Genomic DNA, 19,077 nt, shown 5'->3' with positions numbered 1-19,077 from the left:
GGGTGTACCTCTCTTTCAGTTTTGCGCCCGGTCGGGCGTCTCGGATTTGGTGTTTACAGCTACGTTTTGTTGGCGCGCGCCGGCTTGTTTAAGCTCTGCGACCCACTGCGGGTCGGCGTCACCGATTTCGTTGTTCACAGGCAGATATCGTTCAGGGAATTCCCAGATCAGCACTTGTGGCGGGCTGTTCTTGAAGGCATCGCTTTTCAGGTAGCTGAGCATCGGCAGAATCGGGCCGTGGCCGTCTTCGGCGTAATTGACCACGTCGCTGTGCAGCGCTTCTTTCAGCGCACCGACGAAGTTCCAGTTTGGGTTGGCGCTGTAGCTGGTGCCGATCAGGGCCACCGGCACTTCCGTGTTGGCAAACAACGCATCATCACCGGCAGGTTGATCCTGGGCTGCCACGGTGTTGCGCTTCTGCAAAGGTTCTGGCGCCGGCATCATGTTCTCGAACAGCGGGTCCAGCGGCAGGAACAACCGCAGGTCGCCCTTGTGCGTCACCTTCTCCGCCGGTTCAGTGACGAAGTTTTGCGGTTCGCCGCTGAGCGGAGCCTTGTCGGCAATGGTTTTGGCCAGGGTCTGGGCAGCGACTTGTGCGCCTTCCGGGGTCCAGTGGGTGTCGGTGCGCAGGAACACTTGCTGACCGTCGTGCTTGGCTTGTTGCAGCGGGCCGAGCAGGTCAGGGGCGAGGATCTTGTCGGCCGCCACGCGAGCGTGGAAGTCCTTGTACAGATTGGCGTGGATACTCGCCGGCTTCACTTCACCCAGGTGTTCCGGGTACAGACGCGTCTTGGCCGGAACAATCGCCATCACCAGTTGCACGCCTCGCTTTTTCAGTTCCTGGCGCACGCCTTCGACCAGCGCGTAGTTGCCTTGCAGGTTCAACTCTTCGTTGACGATCGGGTGGAACTCTTCATCGCTGTAGAGCCACTGATCGCGACCGAGCACCACGCCCGGACGACCTTCGTTGAACAGTTTGAAATCCAGCGCGGCCCAAAGGTTGGTGCCCAGGCGCTTGATCGGGAACTCGTCGTCATAGTGCGTCTCGACGGCTTTGGTCCAGCGCCCGTTGAGCACGGTGGCATCGGCGTTGGTACTGAAGCCGAAGAAGCTGCGTACCGACCACACGCCCAGGACCAGCAAGGTCACCAGGAACAGCGCGATGTAGAAGATGCGTAATGAGCGGGTCATGGTCAGATCCCTCAGAACTGGAAGTAAAGGAACGGCGAAAAGCTTTGCGCCGAGAGTTTGAGAATCGAGGCAATGAACAGCAGCAGTACCAGGGCGCGCATCACGTAACGGGACCAGTCGGCGGTCCAATAGGCCGGTTGCACAGTCGCTTCAACGCCGACGGTGTAACCCGGCTCGTGGATGCTGGCCGGGTTGTCACCCGGTACGGCTTTGATCATTCCAGGTGTCGCCGCGGCCGGGCCGTCGGTTTCGATGTTCACCGCAGGCTTGGTCTTGACTGGCGGCTGGTTGGTGTAGAAATCACGCAGGCCGAAGAACGCCAGGGTCACGTAAGCCACCACCAGGGTTGCCACTTGCAGACCGGTGAGGCTGGCCTGGTTGAGTTCCGACAGCGACCATTCGCCGAAGCTGAACATTGCGCCGTACATGCGACCGGCGACGTGCAGGTTCTCGGCGCGGAAGATCACCCAGCCCATCACCACCAGCAGGAAGGTCAGGACCCAGCGGATCGGGTTGAAGCTGCGCGGCGAGGTGTTCAGGCCGATGGCTTTTTCGATTGCCAGCCACATGCCGTGCCAGGCGCCCCAGACGATGTAGGTGATGTTCGCGCCGTGCCACAGACCACCGAGCAGCATGGTCAGGAACAGGTTGCGATAGGTCATCAGCGTGCCTTTACGGTTACCGCCGAGGGTGATGTACAGGTAGTCACGCAGCCAGGTGGAGAGGCTGATGTGCCAGCGCCGCCAGAACTCGGTGATCGACTGGCTGACGTACGGCTGTTTGAAGTTTTCCATGAAGCGGAAACCCATCATCAAGCCCAGGCCAATCGCCATGTCGCTGTAGCCGGAGAAGTCGAAGTACAGCTGTGCGGTGTAGGCCAGGGCGCCGAGCCAGGCATCGCCCGTGGTCGGGTTCTGCAAGGCGAAGCAATGGTCGGCGACCACAGCCAGGGTGTCGGCGATGAACACCTTCTTGATGAAACCCTGCATGAACCGCGTGGCACCTTCGGAGAACTTGTCGAGGGTGTGGGTGCGGTTGTTGAACTGGTCGGCCAGGTCGCGGAAACGCAGCACGGGGCCCGCGATCAAGTGCGGGAAGATCGCTACGAATGCGGCAAAGTCGATCAGGTTGCGGGTGGCCGGGGTATCGCCGCGGTAGACGTCGATGATGTAGCTGATGGACTCGAAGATGTAGAACGAGATCCCGATCGGCAACAGCACGTGGGTCAGGATGAACGGCGACAGACCGACCGAGGTCATCATCGCGTTGATGCTCTCCACGCCGAAGTTGGCGTACTTGAAGTAGCCCAGGATGCACAAGTCCACCGCGACGCCGAGCAGCAGCCAGCGCTGGGCCGGTTTGGTCCGGACCCCGGCGGCGCCAACTTTCAGGCCGATCCAGTAGTTCCACACCGTGACCGCTGCGAACAGCGCAAGGAAGTCCACACGCCACCAGGCGTAGAACACGTAGCTGGCGATCAGCAGCAGCAAGTTGCGATAGCGTTGCCCGCTCAAGTAGTACAAGCCGAGAAAGATCGGCAAGAACAGAAACAGGAACACGTTGGATGAAAATACCATCCCGATCTCTCCATGTTTAACCAACAGTCAAGGGCCAACGGCCCCCCCAAACCCCCCACGAAAATCCGGGGTGGTTGTATTGCATGCTGTGCACTTACCTGTGGCGAGGGAGCTTGCTCCCGCTGGGGTGCGAAGCGCCCCTGAAACCTGATGACGCGGTGTCTCAATCAATCCGCGTTCACTGGGTTACGACTGCTTCGCAGCCGAGCGGGAGCAAGCTCCCTCGCCACAGGGGAATACAGTCAGCTTTAAGAACCTTTGCCTTTTTCATTGGCCGGGTCATAGACCTTGGTCAAGTCCCCGCCGAGGCGGAACGACTTGAACGGCTGCATCTTGTGCTTGAGTTCCAGCACATTCGGCGCGCAGGTGTAGAGCGAGCAGAACGGTTCGAGCCAGGCGAATTTCGAGTCGATCTTGAGATCGGTCATGTCCTGATCCTTGCCGTTCTTCTTCTCGAATTGATCCGGGTCTTGCACACCCGCGAGTACGCGATCACCCAGGCGTTTCAAGGCGCCGTTATTTTCCTGACGCAAATCCACACCGTTGGCCTGGGCGAAACTGGCGATCATCGCCAGCGGCGGCAGGGCATAGTTGTGGTAGGCGAGGGCGCGTTGCTGGCGCTTGAGTTCGTTAGGCAGGAAGCCTTGGGCATCGATTTGATTGGCACCGACCTTGAATTCCTTCACGGCCCAGTCGAACAGGTCGCGGCGGTTGGTGGCGACCGACGTGGCCATCACCGACCAGGCCGCCCAATACGAGTGGTTGTTGGTCTGTTCGAGCGGCAGGTTGTCCCAATCGCTGACCACCTGATCGGCCATTTTGCTGAACCAGGCTTCAATCACTTGCGCCTCTTCCTGGTGGGTGGCCAGTGGGTGCGAGTCAGAGAATTTCAGGCGGATATAGGACGACGCCATGCTGCCCAGCGCCCATTTGCGCATGGACTTGCCGGTGTGGTTGAAGTCCCTGGACATCAACGCATCGGCCTTGGCCCAGGCGGTCAACCAGTCGAGGGTGCATTCCAGTTGTTCCGGGCGACCGTCACGCATGAACTGCATCACTCGCTTGCTGGTGCCGCGCTCGATCTTGGTGATGTCGGCGGTGGTGTCGCGGAAGGCTTTTTCCGATGCTTCGTTCAGGGTCGAACGGGACTTGTCGGAGCCTTCGTATTTGCTGCGAAACTGCAGGGCGCCGGTGTACGGCGTCGGCATTGCGTCGCAGCCTTCGCTCTTGTCGCCGGTCTTGAATTTATCCACAGGCGCGAAGTAACCCTGGGGCGGGTGCAGTGGCGCGGCGGCCTGGGTGGCGCCAGCGAACATCGCCAGAGCCAGTAGAGAGGGCGCGAGTAACTGTTTCAAAGTTCGGGTTTGCATGCAGTTCATAAGAGGTAGCCTCATTGCCCGGCTTGAGCAGTACGCTGCCCGGTGCCGGAGAACACGTTGCGTTTGCAGATTTTCGCTTCGACTTTCTGTGGCGCGGCGCCTGGTGTTTCAGGCCCCTGGACTTCTACGGCCAGCAGATTCTGCGAGGCCCAGTCTTCGTCCGTGCGCAACTCGAAGGCGAAACGCCCGTCGGTCTCGGAGGTTTCCGGTTTCTCGATCTTGATGTCCTCATGACGCCCATTCATGTACCAGAGGGTGGCATGCAAGGTTTTCACCGACGTATCGGCGAAGCGGATGTCGACCTGGTGGTCGCTGTTGCGCAGGTCCAGGTTCTTGCTGTTGACCATCAGTTCGTTTTTGCCCGGCTTCAGTGCGGCGCTGCCGCTCATCTGTGCATCCTTGCCTTCGCAACCGTTGTCGAGCAGCGCCATCATCTGGCGGTAGATGGTTTCCTGGTCGAGGCGATAAAGCGGCGAGAACTCCCAGATGAGAATCTTCGGTGGCTTGGTCTGGAACTCTTCGCTGCCCAGGTACTGCAGCATCGAACCTTCCAGGCCACCGCCGGGGAATGCCACGTTGAGGATGTCGGCGCCGATGGCCTCTTCGAGGAAACCGGCGAAGTTGTAGTTCTTGCCGCTGTGGCTGGTGCCGACCAGGGTGATTTGCGGGTTGCCGGATTCACCGAACAGATCGCCATCCGCCGCTTCGCCCTTGGGCTCGGTGGTGAACTGATCCATGTACTGGATCGCGTAGCTGGTGCCACAGAGTTGACCCGCCATGTTGTGCAACGTTCCGGTCTTGCCCATGCGACCCGACTTATGGGTCTCGAATTCACGCTTGGGAATGTCGGCGAAGACCGGCAACTGCTTGACCTTCTCGGCGACGATCTTCGCGGTACGCTGGGCGCCATACGGCGTCCAGTGCTGGTCGCCGCGGAAATAGAAATCGTGGGCCGGCAGGGTATCGGGCAGCGATTCGTTGGTCAGCGGCGACAGGTCCGGCACTACGTAGCCCATCTGCGCGAAGCGCCCGAGCATGGTTTTGTAGTTGGTCAGGGCCTTGTCGAAATCGTATTTGGCTTTTTCTTCCGGGTTCAGCTTGTTGCGGTTCACCAGGCCACGGGTCGGCTGGTAAACGATGACCAGCTCCACGCCTTTGCTCTTGAACGCATCGTGCAGCTGCTTCATGCGTTTGTAACCGGCGGGCGTGGTATCGAATTCGGTGCGCAAGTCTTCTTGGGTACGGAACAGCCAGTCGCCCTGGGCCTGCACCAGCGTGGTGAAGTTCTGCTGATAGCGGGTGGTGTAGTTCTTCGGGTCGTGGGCTGCCGGGCACAGGCTGCAGCACGGCTCGGCGCTGAAGCTCGGTGCCTTGGCGTCTTCGGCACGCACGCCAGTGCTGGCCGCGAGAATACCCGCGGTCAGGGCCGACAGGCTGAGTAATTTGATCAAGTGTGGGTGCATAAAATTATCCTCAGTCCCGCATTTCGGTCTGGCGTTCGACAGGGTCGATCAGCACGGCTTTCTGCTGGCGCACCAGCAGGTCGAGAATTTCATCCTGACGCTCGCCGAGAATTCCCGAGAAGCTGATGCCGCTGGTTTTGGTCGGTGCGAGCATCGACACGCGATACAACTCCACGCTCAGCGGCGAGTCGATCGACAGCGGTCCGCTGCCGTTGGCAGCCAGTTCACCACCGACCACGATCAGCGACACTTCGGCATCGAACGGGTCGAGCTTGATGTCCCGGTCGGTGTCGCTCAGGTCTTTGATGTGCCCGTAGACACCGGTCAGGCCGTTGGCCATCGAGACGTTTTCGTACAGGCGAATGTTCACGCTGTTACGAATACGGATGCCGTGGCGTCGGTTGCTGATCACCTGGTTGCCCCACAGCAGGTTGTCGGCACTCTCGTAGAGGGTGATGCCGTCGGTGTGGTTCTTGTAGATCTCGTTGTAGGCGATCAGGTTGTTCACGCTGTTACGGTCGATCACCAGCCCCGAGAGGTGGTTGTCGTAGCTGCGGTTGTTGAAGATGAAGCTGTCGTTGACCTCACGGGAAATAATGATCCCGTGCTTCTTCTTGGTACCGTACACCGTGTTGTCGGCGATGATCAGACCGTGGGAACGGTCATGGGGGTCGATGCCGTAGACGATGTTGTCTTTGTAGGTGTTGCCCTTGACCACGAAGTCGCGGGTTTCGTAGCAGTAGAAGCCGTACCACATGTCCGAGAACTCGGAGCCGACGATCCAGCCGGTCGGTTCAGGGCGCTTGAGCACCTTGGCCATGTTCGGCGTGTACTGGGAAATACTCACGCCGTAGGACTTACTGTTGGCGTAACCGAAACTGGCGATCTTGCTGTTGGCGATGTAGGTCTCGGTGCCGCCCCAGGACAACAGGAACGGACGGAATTCCTTGGGCGACGAGAAGGCCGCCGGGCCGTTGGCCTTCTCGCTCCAACCGGTGATCTTGGTATCACGCACAAACAGCTGACCGTCGTTGACCAGGAACGAGCCGGCCTCCTGGGACAGGCGCAGTTCCTGGGTCTGTTTGTCGATTTCCAGAATGCCGTGTCTGCCCACCACGATCGGCAACTTCGCCAGGAACACACCTGGCGACGTTTCGCTGAGGTACTGCTTGGGCAGCTTCTTGGTCAGATCCTTGAGGTTCATGTAGCCGTCGTCGACGAAGATCGCCTGCGGGATGCCGTGCTGACGCACCACCCACTCGGCCATCTTGTTGTCGCCACCGATGAAGTCCTTCAAGGCGTCTTCCTGCATCATCCGGCGCACGCTGATCTTACCGGGCTTGGTGCGCACGATTTTCGCGGCGATGGCTTCGGCGGTGTAGCCTGAAGTGTCCGGCAGTTTCGGCTTGGCCAAGTCCAGGGGCGCGGTTGGCGCGCTGCTGACGGTGTAGGTCTTGGCCTGTTGCAGCCCCTTGGCCACGGTCGTCGATTTGCTCTGCTGTTCAGGCTGGTGCACAGACTTGGCCGGTTCGACGGTGGCGAAGGCGGCTGCGCTGGCCAGCAGCAGCGCGCCGGCCAGCAGGCTGATCGAGCCTTTCTTGGCGCTGTTCATGTCGGGCACTCCCTTCGCGGTTTGCATCAGAAGCGCCAGATCACGTCGATAAACGCACGGTGCATGTACGAGTCGACTTCTTTGCCATAGGCATCGCCGGGCTTGAACACACCGCCACGGAACCGCACCAGGGCCGAAGGCTCATCGATCGATTGGCTCAACGCTGCCGGCAACAGGCCTTGCTTGAAGTACTTGGTGACCACCAGGTCCATTTCCTGACCGAGGTCCTTGTTGCCATCTTCCAGCGGCAGGGAGGTGCTGGAGAGGATCGCGCCGGTCGCGTCGTCGGTGTTGTTTTCAACAGCGTTGATGCCGTTGTTGCCCACCGGCTTGTTGCCGTCCACACGCCAGAACTTGTGATAGATCAGGCTGGCGTCGTATTCGTCGTTGAGCATCCAGGAGCCGAACAACGTAGCGGTCTGCATGTTGTTCATTTCGCCACGGAAGGCTTCGCCGAAACGGTGAACCCGCGAGCGAGTACCGGTGTAGTTCGAGCGGTTGCTTTCCAGGCCGTTCTGTTGGTACTCGGCGCTGGCGCGGGCATAGGCTGCACCGACTTGCCACTGCGGGTCGAGACGCAGACGCACACCCACGTCGGTAGCCCAGCCGTTCAGGTCTTCGCCACGCTTGGCTTCTGCCGGGCGAGTGCCGTCGGCATTCAGCGGGTTGACCGTGTCACGGTCGCCGCTCATGCCGGTGATGCTGCCCCAGTAATTGACGGAGTTGGTGTTGCGCCAGTTATAGGCATCGCTGTCGGCGGTGAGGCCGAGCCAGCTGATGTCGCCGTTCTGTTTCTTGTCCAGGGTATCGCCGGCCACGCCCGGCTCCGGATAGTCGAGCTTGCCGTTATCGTGGGTGTGATGACCGCGAATGCCGACCCAGTTACCGGGTGTCCACTGATACGCCGCATCGGCGTAGGCGTGCAGGCGATCCTTGTCTTTGGGCGCCAGTTCTTTCAGGTCGGTACGGTATTCGCTGAAACGTTCGGCGATACCGACGTTGGCGCGCAACAGGGTGGTGTCGAAGGTCCAGTTCAGGGCTTCGATGTTGGTGTCGCGCCATTGGCCGTCGTCGTTGCGCAGGCGTTGGCGACCGAACTTGAGGATCTCGCCAGGGTAGGGCGTGAGGCCGCTGTAGCCGACCCAGAACTCGCGCATCGCCAGGTAGTTTTTCCTGGTCTTGCGATCACCGCTGTCGGTGGTCTGGGTGCCGCTGTTGTCGGACTGCTGCAGGGTGTCGGTTTCGATGATGTCGGTGGATGTCACGGCCTGACCCATCGCGTAGGCGCTCCACGCGCCGCTTTCGCCATAGACCCATGGGCGCAGGTCGAGGCCGACGCCGTTAACGTCGCCGCCACCGGCGGTGCCCAGGTCACTGTCGTCTTCGGACTGGCCGGTAACTTTGACTTCGAGACCGAAGTTCTTGTCTTCGGTCAGGGCCGCCAGGGTCGGGCACGACCACAGCAGGGCGAATGTCAGGCCAATACCGGCCTGCACGAATGGATTGAGTTTCATAGGGATTCCTCGCCGTCTTCTTCTTGCAAAGCGTGCAGTTCCAGCGTGTCCGGACTCACGGTGCTACGAATGGCTTGCTCTTGTTTGAGCAGGCGTTGGGCCTCGGCCAGCCGGTCAGGCGGCAGTTGCGCTTCGAGTGTTTGCGCAAGCTCAGTGGCTTGCGGGGTGTCTTGAGCCTTGGCCAATTGGCTGAAGACGTAAGCGTTGACCGGGTCGGGCCGGGTGCCCTTGCCTTGGGAGAACAGTTGGGCGATGGCGAAATCGGCGCTGTTCTGGCCGTTGCGTGCAGCGGTCAGCAGGTGATCCAGGGCTTTCTGCGGATAGACCTTGCCCAGGTAACCGCGACGGTAAATCTGGCCGAGGTAGTAATCGGCGGCGACTTCCCGGCCGACGGCTTTCTTGAAGTGCTCTTCGGCGACCTTGGCGTCGGCCGGCACCATTTTGCCTTCGTAGTAGAGCTTGCCCAGCAACAGTTCGGCGCGCGACTGGTCGGCGGCGCGACCGTTGTCCAGGTACTTCATCATCGTGTCGACGTCGCCCAGTTCAGGGAAGTCGTAGAGCAATTGCGCCAGGCTGACCCAGGACGCCGGGTAGCCCGGAGCGATGCCTTCGAGCAGCGACTGAGCGGTTTTTTCGTCGGTCTTGCCCAGGCTCGCGTCGCCCAGCACGCGGGCCACGCTGTCGACCCGTTGCGCGGAGACGGTGCCACGGCTGTGAGCGGCCTGCATCTGCTTGATCAGCTCGGCCTGTTGTTCGGGCTGGCCACGTTTCTGATAAACCGTGGCCAGTTCGACGTAGCAGATGTCGGTGGTGTTCAACGCCGCTTTGCAGATCTTTTCCACGTCATCCAGGTGTTGGTCGTAAGTGCCTTGGGTGCGATAGAGCAGCACCTGGGCCAGACCTGCTTCCGGTTTGCCTTCGGCGCGCCATTGGCTGATCTGCTGCTGTGCGTTGACGTTGGGGAAGCTGTGCGGGAATTGCAGATACAGCATCGCCAACGGGATCAGGGTGTTGCCTTCGCCATTGGTCGCGGCTTTCTTCAACAGTGCCTCGGCTTCGTGGTGTTCGGCTTCGGTGGCGCCAGGTTTGGCCACCAGCAGGCGACCCAGGCGAGCCTGAGCCCGCGGCGAGACGCTGGCTGCGGCGCGGTAAGTCGCCTCGGCCTTTTTGATCTGTGCCGGGTCGCGGCTGTCGACCTGAATGTCGGCCAGCCCAACCTGGGCTTCGCTGTAGCCCAGGTCGGCCAGTTGCTGATAGTTCTGCGCCGCCAGCGTGGTATCACCGCGCTTGAGGGCTTCATTGGCCAGGCGCTGGTCGGGCAGGCCGGCGCAACCGGCCAGGCTTACGGCCAGTGCAACTGCACACAGTGATCCTATGTGGGTGCGCGGTGTTCTGAGGATTTGTGGAGTCGTCACGGGCATGTCCTCTTTTAAAGACCGGCGGCCATGGCTTTGTTGATCAGCCAGTTCAGGTTCGGGCCACGGGTGCTGTTCACTTCCGCCGGGCGACCGGCGAGTGCGCTGTCCAGCGGCTCGTCAGGTTTGATCTGCACGCGGATATCGGATGACAGGTCTTCGCTTTTCAGGCTGGTGCTGCTGACGATCTTGCCGGTACGAGTCTGGTCTTCGCCGGCGATCTGGAAGCTGACCGAGGTGCCTGGGCGCACGTCGCCGAACTGGCGATAGGAGAAGCGTGCTTCAACGTTGGCTTCGGTATTGCGTGGCACCAGTTGGAAGATCACGTCACCTTTGTTGGCGTATTGACCGTTAGCCACCAGTTGCTGGGCCACGGTGCAATCGCACGGGGAGGTCAGGGTGCCGGTCATTTGCTTGCCGAAGAGCTCTTCAACCTTGGACGGTTGCAGTTGGTTTTCGTCCAGATGGCCCTTGAGCACGTCGAGCATGCTGGTGCTGAAGGTCGCCAGCGGTGCGCCTTTGGCGGCAACGCCGTCAGCCTTGATCAGGCTCTGCACGGTGCCGTCGCGCGGCATGGTGATATTCATGCCTTGCACGCTGACCAAACCGGCCTGGGCGTGGCTGACGAAGTACATGCCGTACACCGATTTGAAAATGAAACCGAACGCTACCAGGCCGACCACGAAGATGCCGGCGCTGAAGGTCACCGCTTTCAGGCGGCCGAGCGCGGTCATGCCGTGGCCGCCGTCCTTGACCTTGCGCGCCTTGGTGAAGTTGTCGCGCTGCAGGGTTGCCAGCACTTCACCGATGCTGACGATGTCGCCGGCCAGGTGCGAGGTGATCAGGTGGCGCAGGGTGGAAATGTCCCGTGGTTCCAGGTTCTGGAACTGGCAACCAACGCGGCCGGTCTGGCGGTCGACGGAGCGGATCTGCAACTCCACGTCCATGGCCAGGCCAAGGTTATCGATGACGAATTGCAGGCGGGCCTTGTGCACATCGCCAACTTTCAGCGGCAGCTGACCGGCGTTGAACGCCAGGCCGCCTGCAGAAAGGTCGATGACCCGGGCTTCGACCGGGGTCCGGTCAGGGCCGAAGAAACGCAGCTTGGCCGGAATTTTCACACGGGCGTGTTGGCGCTGGGCTTCGGATTCGTGCACTACGTTGCTGTTGACGGCGGTATTCATATGGGCGATTTCCTAGTTAATTCAGGCGAGTTCGGTCAGACCATCATCAGCAGCACGGCGACAAAGATGCTGCCGGCGGAGAAGGTCATGGTCCGAGACGACCAGGTGTTGAACCAACGTTGAAAGCTGGCGAGATCACGGGTCAGAGAAGTGGGCTGGCGAGTCCAGGATTGTTTGTCGAGGCGGAAGAACACGTAGATCTTCACCAGCGCGCCGACGATCTGGTTGTAATAGAGAATCGCCGGGTAGGCCGGGCCGATCCGGTGACCGGAACAGGACAGCAGCAGCGTCAGGATCAGACGGGTGATGCCGATCCACAGCAGGTAAACCAGGATGAACGCGGTGCCGTACTTGAAGGTGGCGATGAGCGCCACGGTCAGGCCCAGCAGGGACGTCCACATCGACACGCGCTGATCGAACAGCACCACTGACGTGAACAGGCCGAGGCGTTTCATCCCCAGGCCCAGGGCGCGGGAGTTCTGCCGCAGGTTGTTGCCGTACCAGCGGAACATCAGTTTGCGACTGGCCTTGATGAAGCTCTTTTCCGGCGGGTGTTCCACGGTATGGATCGCGGCGTCGGGCACGTAGAACGTGTCGTAACCCAGGCGCATCAGGCTGAACCAGCTCGACTTATCGTCACCGGTCAGGAACTTGAAGCGGCCCAGGCGCCAGTGTTGCAGCGAGTCGCTTTCCACGTCAGCGATGAAGTCCGGGTTGGTCACCACAGTGGCGCGGAACACCGACATCCGGCCGGTCATGGTCAACACGCGCTTGGACAAGGCCATGGAGCACATGTTGATGTGGCGCTGGGCGAATCGCAGTTTGTGCCATTCGCTCATGATGTAGCCGCCGCGCACTTCGCAGAACTCGTTGGTGGTCAGGCCGCCGACATTGCCGAACAGCTGGAACCACGGCACGGTCTTGAGCACGACGCCTTCGGCCAGCACGGTGTCGCCATCGATCACTGCAACCACGGCACGGTCGTCCGGCAGGTGGCGGGAGATGGCGCGGAAACCGTAGGCCAGGCCATCGCGCTTACCGGTGCCGGGAATGCGCACGAAGTCGAGCTTGACGCTCGCGGGTGGGTTCATGCGTTTCCAGAGGCTCTTGACCAGCAGCTCATCGGACATTTCGACGATGGAGCACACCACGGTGGTCGGCAGGCCGCAGTCGATGGCCTCGCGGATCACCGAGCTGTAGACCTGCGCGGTGGTCAGCGCGTCGATACGGAAGCTGGTGACCATCAGGAACACATGGGAGGGGTCTGCCGCTTTACCCAGCTTGCGCACTTTGCGCCGCAGGTGCGGGTAGACCACGTACAGAAACAGCATGCCGCGCAGAAAGTGCGTGGCACCCATCGAGTAGCGCCAGATACCGACGATACCGACCAGGAAAATGAAGTCCTTCGACTCGGAGTCGAACGTGGACACAGGCAACGCAATGGCGATGCCCATCAATAAACTTAGGTAAAACAGCCAACCGGCGGCCTGAAGTAGGCCGTGCTTTAGCCTGTGCATAATCTGCATCCGTCTCGATCTCGGGCGGAGCCCGATTGGGTTAAGGCAGGCTTGTGAAAACTGGCGCCACCCGGTTTGGATAACGCCAGAATCCCTATAGGAGCTGGCGAAGCCTGCGATCTTTTGATCTTTCGCTTGGGATTCAAGTGAGCTGGGAAAGATCGCAGCCTCGTTGCACTCGACAGCTCCTACAGACGTGTTACCAGCAGATGCCTTCGGCGCGACCGCTGACGCTGGTGGCTTGAGACATGAAGCCGACCAGGTCGATCACTTGCTTGCCGTGCGGAACGTCCTTGACCAGGGCGCGGAATTTCTCGTCACGGTTACCGAGGATGATCACGTCGGAGTTGTTGATCACGTCGTCGAAGTCCGAGTTGAGCAAGGACGAGACGTGAGGGATCTTCGACTCGATGTAATCCTTGTTCGCACCGTGGACACGGGCGTACTCGACGTTGCTGTCGTAGATGCTCAGGTCGTAGCCCTTGCCGATCAGCATTTCCGCCAGATCGACCAGCGGGCTTTCGCGCAGGTCGTCGGTGCCGGCCTTGAAGCTCAGGCCCAGCAGGGCGACTTTGCGTTTGTCGTGGCTGGAGACGATGTCGAACGCGTTCTGCACCTGGGACTCGTTACTGCGCATCAGCGAGTTGAGCAGCGGTGCTTCGACGTCCAGGGAACTGGCGCGGTAGGTCAGGGCGCGCACGTCTTTCGGCAGGCAGGAGCCGCCGAATGCGAAGCCAGGACGCATGTAGTACTGGGACAGGTTCAATGCCTTGTCCTGGCAGACCACTTCCATCACTTCACGACCGTCAACGCCGACAGCCTTGGCGATGTTGCCGATCTCGTTGGCGAAGGTCACCTTGGTGGCGTGCCACACGTTGCAGGTGTACTTGATCATCTCGGCAACGGCGATGTCCTTGCGGATGATCGGTGCGTCGAGTTCTTCGTACAGCGATTGCAGAACGTCGCCCGAAGCCTTGTCGAACTCGCCGATGACGGTCATTGGCGGCTGGTCGTAGTCGGCGATCGCGGTGCTTTCACGCAGGAACTCAGGGTTCACGGCAACGCCGAAGTCGACGCCTGCTTTCTTGCCGGAGCAGTCTTCGAGAATCGGGATGACCACGTTTGCCACGGTGCCCGGCAACACGGTGCTGCGCACGACGATGGTGTGGCGGGTGGATTTGTCACGCAGAACAAAACCGATTTCGCGGCACACGGCCTCGATGTAGTTCAGTTCCAGGTCGCCGTTCTTTTTGCTCGGCGTGCCGACGCAGATCATCGACAGGTCGGTGTCGCGAATCGCCTCGGCGAAGTTGGTCGTGCCGCGCAGACGGCCAGTCTCGATGCCCTGTTTCAGAAGTTCGCCCAGACCGGGTTCAACGATCGGCGAACGACCGGCGTTGATCATATCGATCTTGTCTTTGGCAACATCGACGCCAACGACGTCATGGCCCCGTGCAGACAGGCAACCGGCACAGACTGCACCGACGTAACCCAAACCAAATATGCTGATGCGCATCGCATTTACCTCTCAGTTAATCAAGACTGTATTCAACAAGCCATTACATGGCCGGAGTTAATGGTGTTCAGCGGTCATAGTGCACTCGCAAGTGCGGCCTTAAAGGCGTCACAATGCCGGGTGCAGGCATACTAAGTTCCGAGTGTCTAAATAAGTGCACTCAAGATGTGCGCAACCAGGCCTTATTGTTATGACGTGCCCTGTTATGCAGCCGACCCTCTAATCAGAGGACGTTCGTGCAAAGGTCTTGCGCGCTCAATGCCAGGCCAGAAGCCCGTAAATCAAGCGGTTGGGTGCTCGGGTGAGCACGTTTATAGGGGCGCAGCCGTGGCCTTGTAGGGGATATTAATGGTACGTTATCTCCTGTCCTTCATGTGTTGCCCAAACAAGTGATCCATAAGTTAAAGTTAGTGTGACAACTTCGCTATCGGGATCGCTTCTCTGTGTAAGTTATCTCGTACGTTCGCCGAGAGAATCGTTACGGGTGGTATGAGCGGCGCATTTGGACATAGTTCCAGTCCGCCCATCGCGATTTCTGAAATTTCTTGAAATATTGAAAAAGATGGCACTGCTTTCATATTGATAGCACTTGCCGTTTCGCCCTTTATATATAGGGTGATTATTGCCTTGGGTACTTTTTTGCCACTACTGACAAAAAATTTCAGTGCCACTACTGAAAAAAATCAGCAAAGTCGAGTGAAACAAAAGTTAGAAAATCGAGTGCTTGTTTTTTGGCGCCAATAAGTCGGCGAAAAGGGCGGGGATTGTTCGAGGATCGAAGGGGTAGCGCACGACGAAGTTGTTGATGTCGTGCGCGAATTGAGTGCGGGTCTGGTTACTCCGGTGCGTGATCGCGCAGGAACACCAGATTGTCCGGTTTAGACTGTTCGCTGCTGTAGCGATAACCCTGAACATCGAACTGCTTGAGGGCGACCGGGTCATTGATGCGTTCTTCAATGACGAAGCGGCTCATCATCCCGCGGGCCTTTTTCGCGTAGAAGCTGATGATTTTGTACTGGCCGTTCTTCAAGTCCTTGAACTCGGTATTGATGATGCGTGCGTTCAAGGCGCTGCGTTTGACCGCCGAGAAGTATTCGTTGGAGGCCAGGTTCAGCAGCACATCGTCGCCTTGATCGGCCAGCGCTTCGTTCAGCCATTCGCTGATCCGCGTGCCCCAGAAGGCATACAGATCCTTGCCACGGGCATTGGCCAGCTTGGTGCCCATCTCCAGCCGATAGGGTTGCATCAGGTCCAGAGGGCGCAGCAAGCCGTACAGGCCGGAGAGCATGCGCAAGTGCTGCTGGGCGTAATCGAAGTCGGCTTCGCTGAAGGTTTGTGCATTCAGGCCGGTGTACACGTCACCCTTGAATGCCAGCAAGGCCTGCTTGGCGTTGGCAGGGGTGAAGGCCGGGGTCCAGCTGCCGAAACGTGCGGCATTGAGGCCGCCAATCTTGTCGGAGACGTGCATCAGCTCGCTGATCTGCGCCGGCGTCAGGTCGCGCAGTTGCAGGATCAGTTCCTGGGAGTGGTCGAGGTATTGCGGCTGAGTGAAGCGCTGGGTCGCCGGCGGTGTTTCGTAATCGAGGGTCTTGGCGGGGGAAATCACCATCAGCATGAAGTCGGCTCCTTTAATCGTGGGGGCGATTCTAGGGGGTTGTCTGTGTTGACTCCAGCTATGGGTGTCATAGGTGATCGGTGGTGTCACGGAACAAGATCGCAGCCTCGCTTCGCTCGACAGCTCCTACGGTGCACCGGCATCTGTAGGAGCTGTCGAGCGAAGCGAGGCTGCGATCTTTTGATCTTCTCGGGATATAGTGCCGCGCGGGTTTTGTTATGGAGACATCCCATTGCGTATCGTTTTTCTATTCTTCGCCACACTGTTGAGCTTCGGCGCCCAGGCGACGCCGGGCGATGTGGCGACGCTGGATCGAAGCACCTGGCCTGAGCAGCTCAGCAACCCGACCCTGTTCGACGTTGCCTCCCGGGCCGAAATCCTCATGTTCGCCCGCGTCCTGCTCGCCAGCGAATCGCTCGATGAAGCGAGCCTGGCTCAACGCCTGGGCCTGCGCACCGTCAATCTGGAGTCGGTCAACCAGCTGCGCCAGCGCATGTGGCAGCGGTTGCTGAGCAACTACAACTTCGCCCAGCAGAGTTGCGATCAGGATGCCTCTTTCTGTTTCCTGGTCGAGGACATGGATACCTTGCGAGAGCAAGCGGCCAAGTTTCAGATCAGCAACGACAGCTACTACATCAAGTGGGCCGAGCCGAGCCGGTTGTTCCACGCCCAGTACCTCGATGAGCAATTGCGCAAGGCCGCGCTGTTCCCGCAGACCAGCAGCGAAGTCGATCGTTTTGGCGACTATGAGCGCAATGGCGATGCCATGAATGATCGCCTGTTCCTGCTGACTTTCGACAGCGCCGCCAATGCCGTGCCGGATAACACTGCCTGGGTCACCGAGTACCTGCGCAAATCGAACATGAGCGCGACGTTCTTCGTCCTCGGCAAGGACATCCAGGCCCGTCTGGCAGAAGGTTCGGCGACCAGCCTGCAAGGGACCTATTCGCAGCAATGCGTTGGTGTGCAGGGTTGGGAGTTCCGTTCCCACAGCCACTGGCAAGACTGGCAGGACTCGGTGCGGCGCAGCGCCGAGCTGGTCAAGGGCAAGCTGCCGGAGAATTACGTGCCGCTGTTTCGTCCGCCCGATGGCCAGCGTCGGTCCGATGCTGAAGGCTTCTTCAGGTCTCAGGGTTTGCAGGTGGCATTGTGGGACATCGATGCCCAGGACGGCGCCGGCAAGCTCAAGGGCAGCCAGAGTGCGCAACGGGTGCTGACCCTGATGCTGCTGTGGCGGCACGGGGTGATCAACTTCAATGTGAAGCAGGACGCGCTGAAAACCGCGATACCTTGGCTCATCACGCAAACGGCGCCAAGCGGGATCGGTTGGGAAAACTGTCAGGACGCGTTTCGCTGAAACGGGGAAAGCCCGTAAACATTGGGGCAGGGACGTTTTTGGAGGAGATTTCGATGCAGGCGGACTTCCGACTTTAGCGGGGTGCTGGCAGTCCGCCAAGTGCTATTGGTCATTCTGAAAAATAAACTTCAAAAAAACGTCAAAGTGCTTTTTTCTGTCATGTGTTTTGGAGTATTACGAAGACAGACCGCCGAAACCTGCAACACAGGTGGCGTCTTCCAAGACTCCGTTTGGGTTGCAATCACTTGAGTCTGAGCAGGTGATTTCGGTGGCCACTTCGAGGCGCAGCACTGTCATGGTATTGCGTCGACTGGCTCCCACAAAGGTGACCGAGTATGGATGATCACGGACGTAGCCCTTCCAACCAGCCAATCCTTTATGTACTCGATACCAACGTATTGATTCACGATCCAAACGCCCTGCTTAACTTCGAAGAACACCACGTCGCGATCCCGATGACCGTGCTTGAAGAGCTGGACAAGCTCAAGAGCGGGCCTCATAGCGTTGCAGCGGAATGCCGTCAGGCCATTCGGCTGATCGACAAGACCCTGGGCGATGCCAGCCCCGAAGACGTCGAACTCGGCGTTCCGATCCAGCGTGGCAAGGGTGGGCCCAAGGGCTTGCTGTCAATTCTGATGAGCAAGCGTGCCGAGCCGAACATCATTCTGCCCGAGCACCTGAACGACAACATCATCATCAACCAGCTGATCGACCGGCGCGCGCGTGATGCAAAACTGCCCGTGGTGCTGGTCACAAAAGATATCAACATGCGCCTCAAGGCCCGGGCTTGTGGGATCGCGGCCGAGGACTACAGTACCGACCAACTGGTCGACGACGTTTCGTTGCTGCCCAACGGTTACCACAACATGACCGGCTCCTTCTGGGACCGGGTGAGTAAAGTCGAAACCCGGCAGGATCATGGTCGCACCTGGCATCAGGTGCAGCTGATCGACAACCTGCCTGCCGTGCACGTTAACGAGTTCATCATCGACGAACAGGGCTTTGTCGGCTGGATCAAGGAAATCCAGGTCGACAAGTTATTGATCCTCGACCTGCATCAGGAGCCTCTGTTGCACCAGGAAGCCTGGGGCCTGAAACCACGTGACATCTATCAAAGCCTGGCGCTGTACGCCTTGCTCGATCCGGACATTCATCTGGTGAACCTGTCCGGCGCGGCCGGTTCCGGCAAAACCATCCTGGCCCTGGCAGCGGCCATCGAGCAGACCATGGTCAGCAAGCGCTACCGGCGCATCATTGCCACTCGCAGCGTGCAGGGGCTCGATCAGGAAATCGGTTTCCTGCCCGGCACCGAAGCGGAAAAGATGGAGCCTTGGCTGGGCGCCATCACCGACAACCTCGAAGCCTTGCACATGGATGACGAAAACACCCATGGCAGCGTCGACTACATCCTCAGCAAAGTGCCGTTGCAGTTCAAATCCCTCAACTACATTCGAGGCCGTAGCTTCCAGCAGAGTCTGATCCTGATCGATGAATGCCAGAACCTCACGCCGCACCAGATGAAAACCATCATCACCCGTGCTGGCGCCGGTTCCAAAGTGGTGTGCCTGGGCAACCTGGCGCAGATCGACACCCCTTACCTGTCCGCGACCAGCTCCGGGCTGACGTACCTGACCGAACGCTTCAAAGACTTCCCCAACGGTGTACACATCACCCTGCAAGGGGTGCCACGTTCGATTCTGGCCGAATACGCCGAATCGCATCTGTAACCCTCACCAC

The 19,077-nt window shown here is 59.5% G+C and carries 13 protein-coding genes; 2 read left to right on the top strand and 11 right to left on the bottom strand.

Going from position 1 to position 19,077, the window contains the following annotated elements; genetic code table 11:
* Window positions 1-15: 15 nt before the first annotated feature.
* The 11 genes from ACEN9A_RS24720 to yaaA all read right to left on the bottom strand — a co-directional run bounded on the left by ACEN9A_RS24720 (window position 16) and on the right by yaaA (window position 15,983).
* Window positions 16-1,191: an alginate O-acetyltransferase gene (locus ACEN9A_RS24720; RefSeq protein WP_258671116.1), complete on the bottom strand. Its 1,176-nt coding sequence runs from the start codon at window positions 1,189-1,191 to the stop codon at window positions 16-18.
* 11 nt (window positions 1,192-1,202) lie between these two features.
* Complete coding sequence (locus ACEN9A_RS24715) at window positions 1,203-2,768, bottom strand: MBOAT family O-acyltransferase (protein WP_258671115.1); 1,566 nt, start codon at window positions 2,766-2,768, stop codon at window positions 1,203-1,205.
* A gap of 248 nt (window positions 2,769-3,016) precedes the next feature.
* On the bottom strand, window positions 3,017-4,147 hold the full coding sequence (locus ACEN9A_RS24710; RefSeq protein WP_019647719.1) for a mannuronate-specific alginate lyase: 1,131 nt from the start codon (window positions 4,145-4,147) through the stop codon (window positions 3,017-3,019).
* A gap of 11 nt (window positions 4,148-4,158) precedes the next feature.
* On the bottom strand, window positions 4,159-5,610 hold the full coding sequence (locus ACEN9A_RS24705; RefSeq protein ID WP_258671114.1) for an alginate O-acetyltransferase: 1,452 nt from the start codon (window positions 5,608-5,610) through the stop codon (window positions 4,159-4,161).
* A gap of 10 nt (window positions 5,611-5,620) precedes the next feature.
* Window positions 5,621-7,222 carry a mannuronan 5-epimerase AlgG gene (gene algG, locus ACEN9A_RS24700; RefSeq protein ID WP_258671113.1) on the bottom strand — a complete coding sequence of 534 codons (1,602 nt, stop codon included), beginning with the start codon at window positions 7,220-7,222 and terminating at the stop codon, window positions 5,621-5,623.
* 26 nt (window positions 7,223-7,248) lie between these two features.
* Window positions 7,249-8,736: an alginate export family protein gene (locus tag ACEN9A_RS24695; RefSeq protein WP_258671112.1), complete on the bottom strand. Its 1,488-nt coding sequence runs from the start codon at window positions 8,734-8,736 to the stop codon at window positions 7,249-7,251.
* The gene (algK, locus tag ACEN9A_RS24690) at window positions 8,733-10,157 is read right to left on the bottom strand and encodes an alginate biosynthesis TPR repeat lipoprotein AlgK (protein ID WP_258671111.1); all 1,425 of its coding nucleotides are present in this window, start codon (window positions 10,155-10,157) and stop codon (window positions 8,733-8,735) included. Before algK ends, ACEN9A_RS24695 begins: the two co-directional genes overlap by 4 nt.
* 8 nt (window positions 10,158-10,165) lie before the next feature.
* The gene (locus ACEN9A_RS24685; RefSeq protein ID WP_019647723.1) at window positions 10,166-11,335 is read right to left on the bottom strand and encodes an alginate biosynthesis protein Alg44; all 1,170 of its coding nucleotides are present in this window, start codon (window positions 11,333-11,335) and stop codon (window positions 10,166-10,168) included.
* A 35-nt stretch (window positions 11,336-11,370) separates the two neighbouring features.
* The gene (gene alg8 / locus ACEN9A_RS24680) at window positions 11,371-12,852 is read right to left on the bottom strand and encodes a mannuronan synthase (RefSeq protein ID WP_371929186.1); all 1,482 of its coding nucleotides are present in this window, start codon (window positions 12,850-12,852) and stop codon (window positions 11,371-11,373) included.
* A 199-nt stretch (window positions 12,853-13,051) separates the two neighbouring features.
* Entirely contained in the window at window positions 13,052-14,368 is a 1,317-nt protein-coding gene (locus ACEN9A_RS24675; RefSeq protein ID WP_019647725.1) for a nucleotide sugar dehydrogenase, read from the bottom strand.
* 835 nt (window positions 14,369-15,203) lie between these two features.
* Window positions 15,204-15,983 carry a peroxide stress protein YaaA gene (yaaA, locus tag ACEN9A_RS24670; protein ID WP_019647726.1) on the bottom strand — a complete coding sequence of 260 codons (780 nt, stop codon included), beginning with the start codon at window positions 15,981-15,983 and terminating at the stop codon, window positions 15,204-15,206.
* Between the two features lie 232 nt (window positions 15,984-16,215).
* Between yaaA and ACEN9A_RS24665 the strand changes: the two genes are divergently transcribed.
* A complete protein-coding gene (locus ACEN9A_RS24665; RefSeq protein ID WP_258671110.1) occupies window positions 16,216-17,340 on the top strand; it encodes a polysaccharide deacetylase family protein in 1,125 nt (374 codons plus the stop codon).
* Between the two features lie 335 nt (window positions 17,341-17,675).
* Window positions 17,676-19,067, top strand: coding sequence for a PhoH family protein (locus ACEN9A_RS24660; protein WP_258671109.1), 1,392 nt, complete (start codon window positions 17,676-17,678; stop codon window positions 19,065-19,067).
* Window positions 19,068-19,077 lie beyond the last annotated feature (10 nt).

The sequence above is a fragment of the Pseudomonas sp. Pseusp18 genome (genome assembly GCF_059506005.1).
The sequence above is the reverse complement of the archived record's forward strand: the minus strand, read 5'-3'. Positions and strand labels throughout refer to the sequence as shown.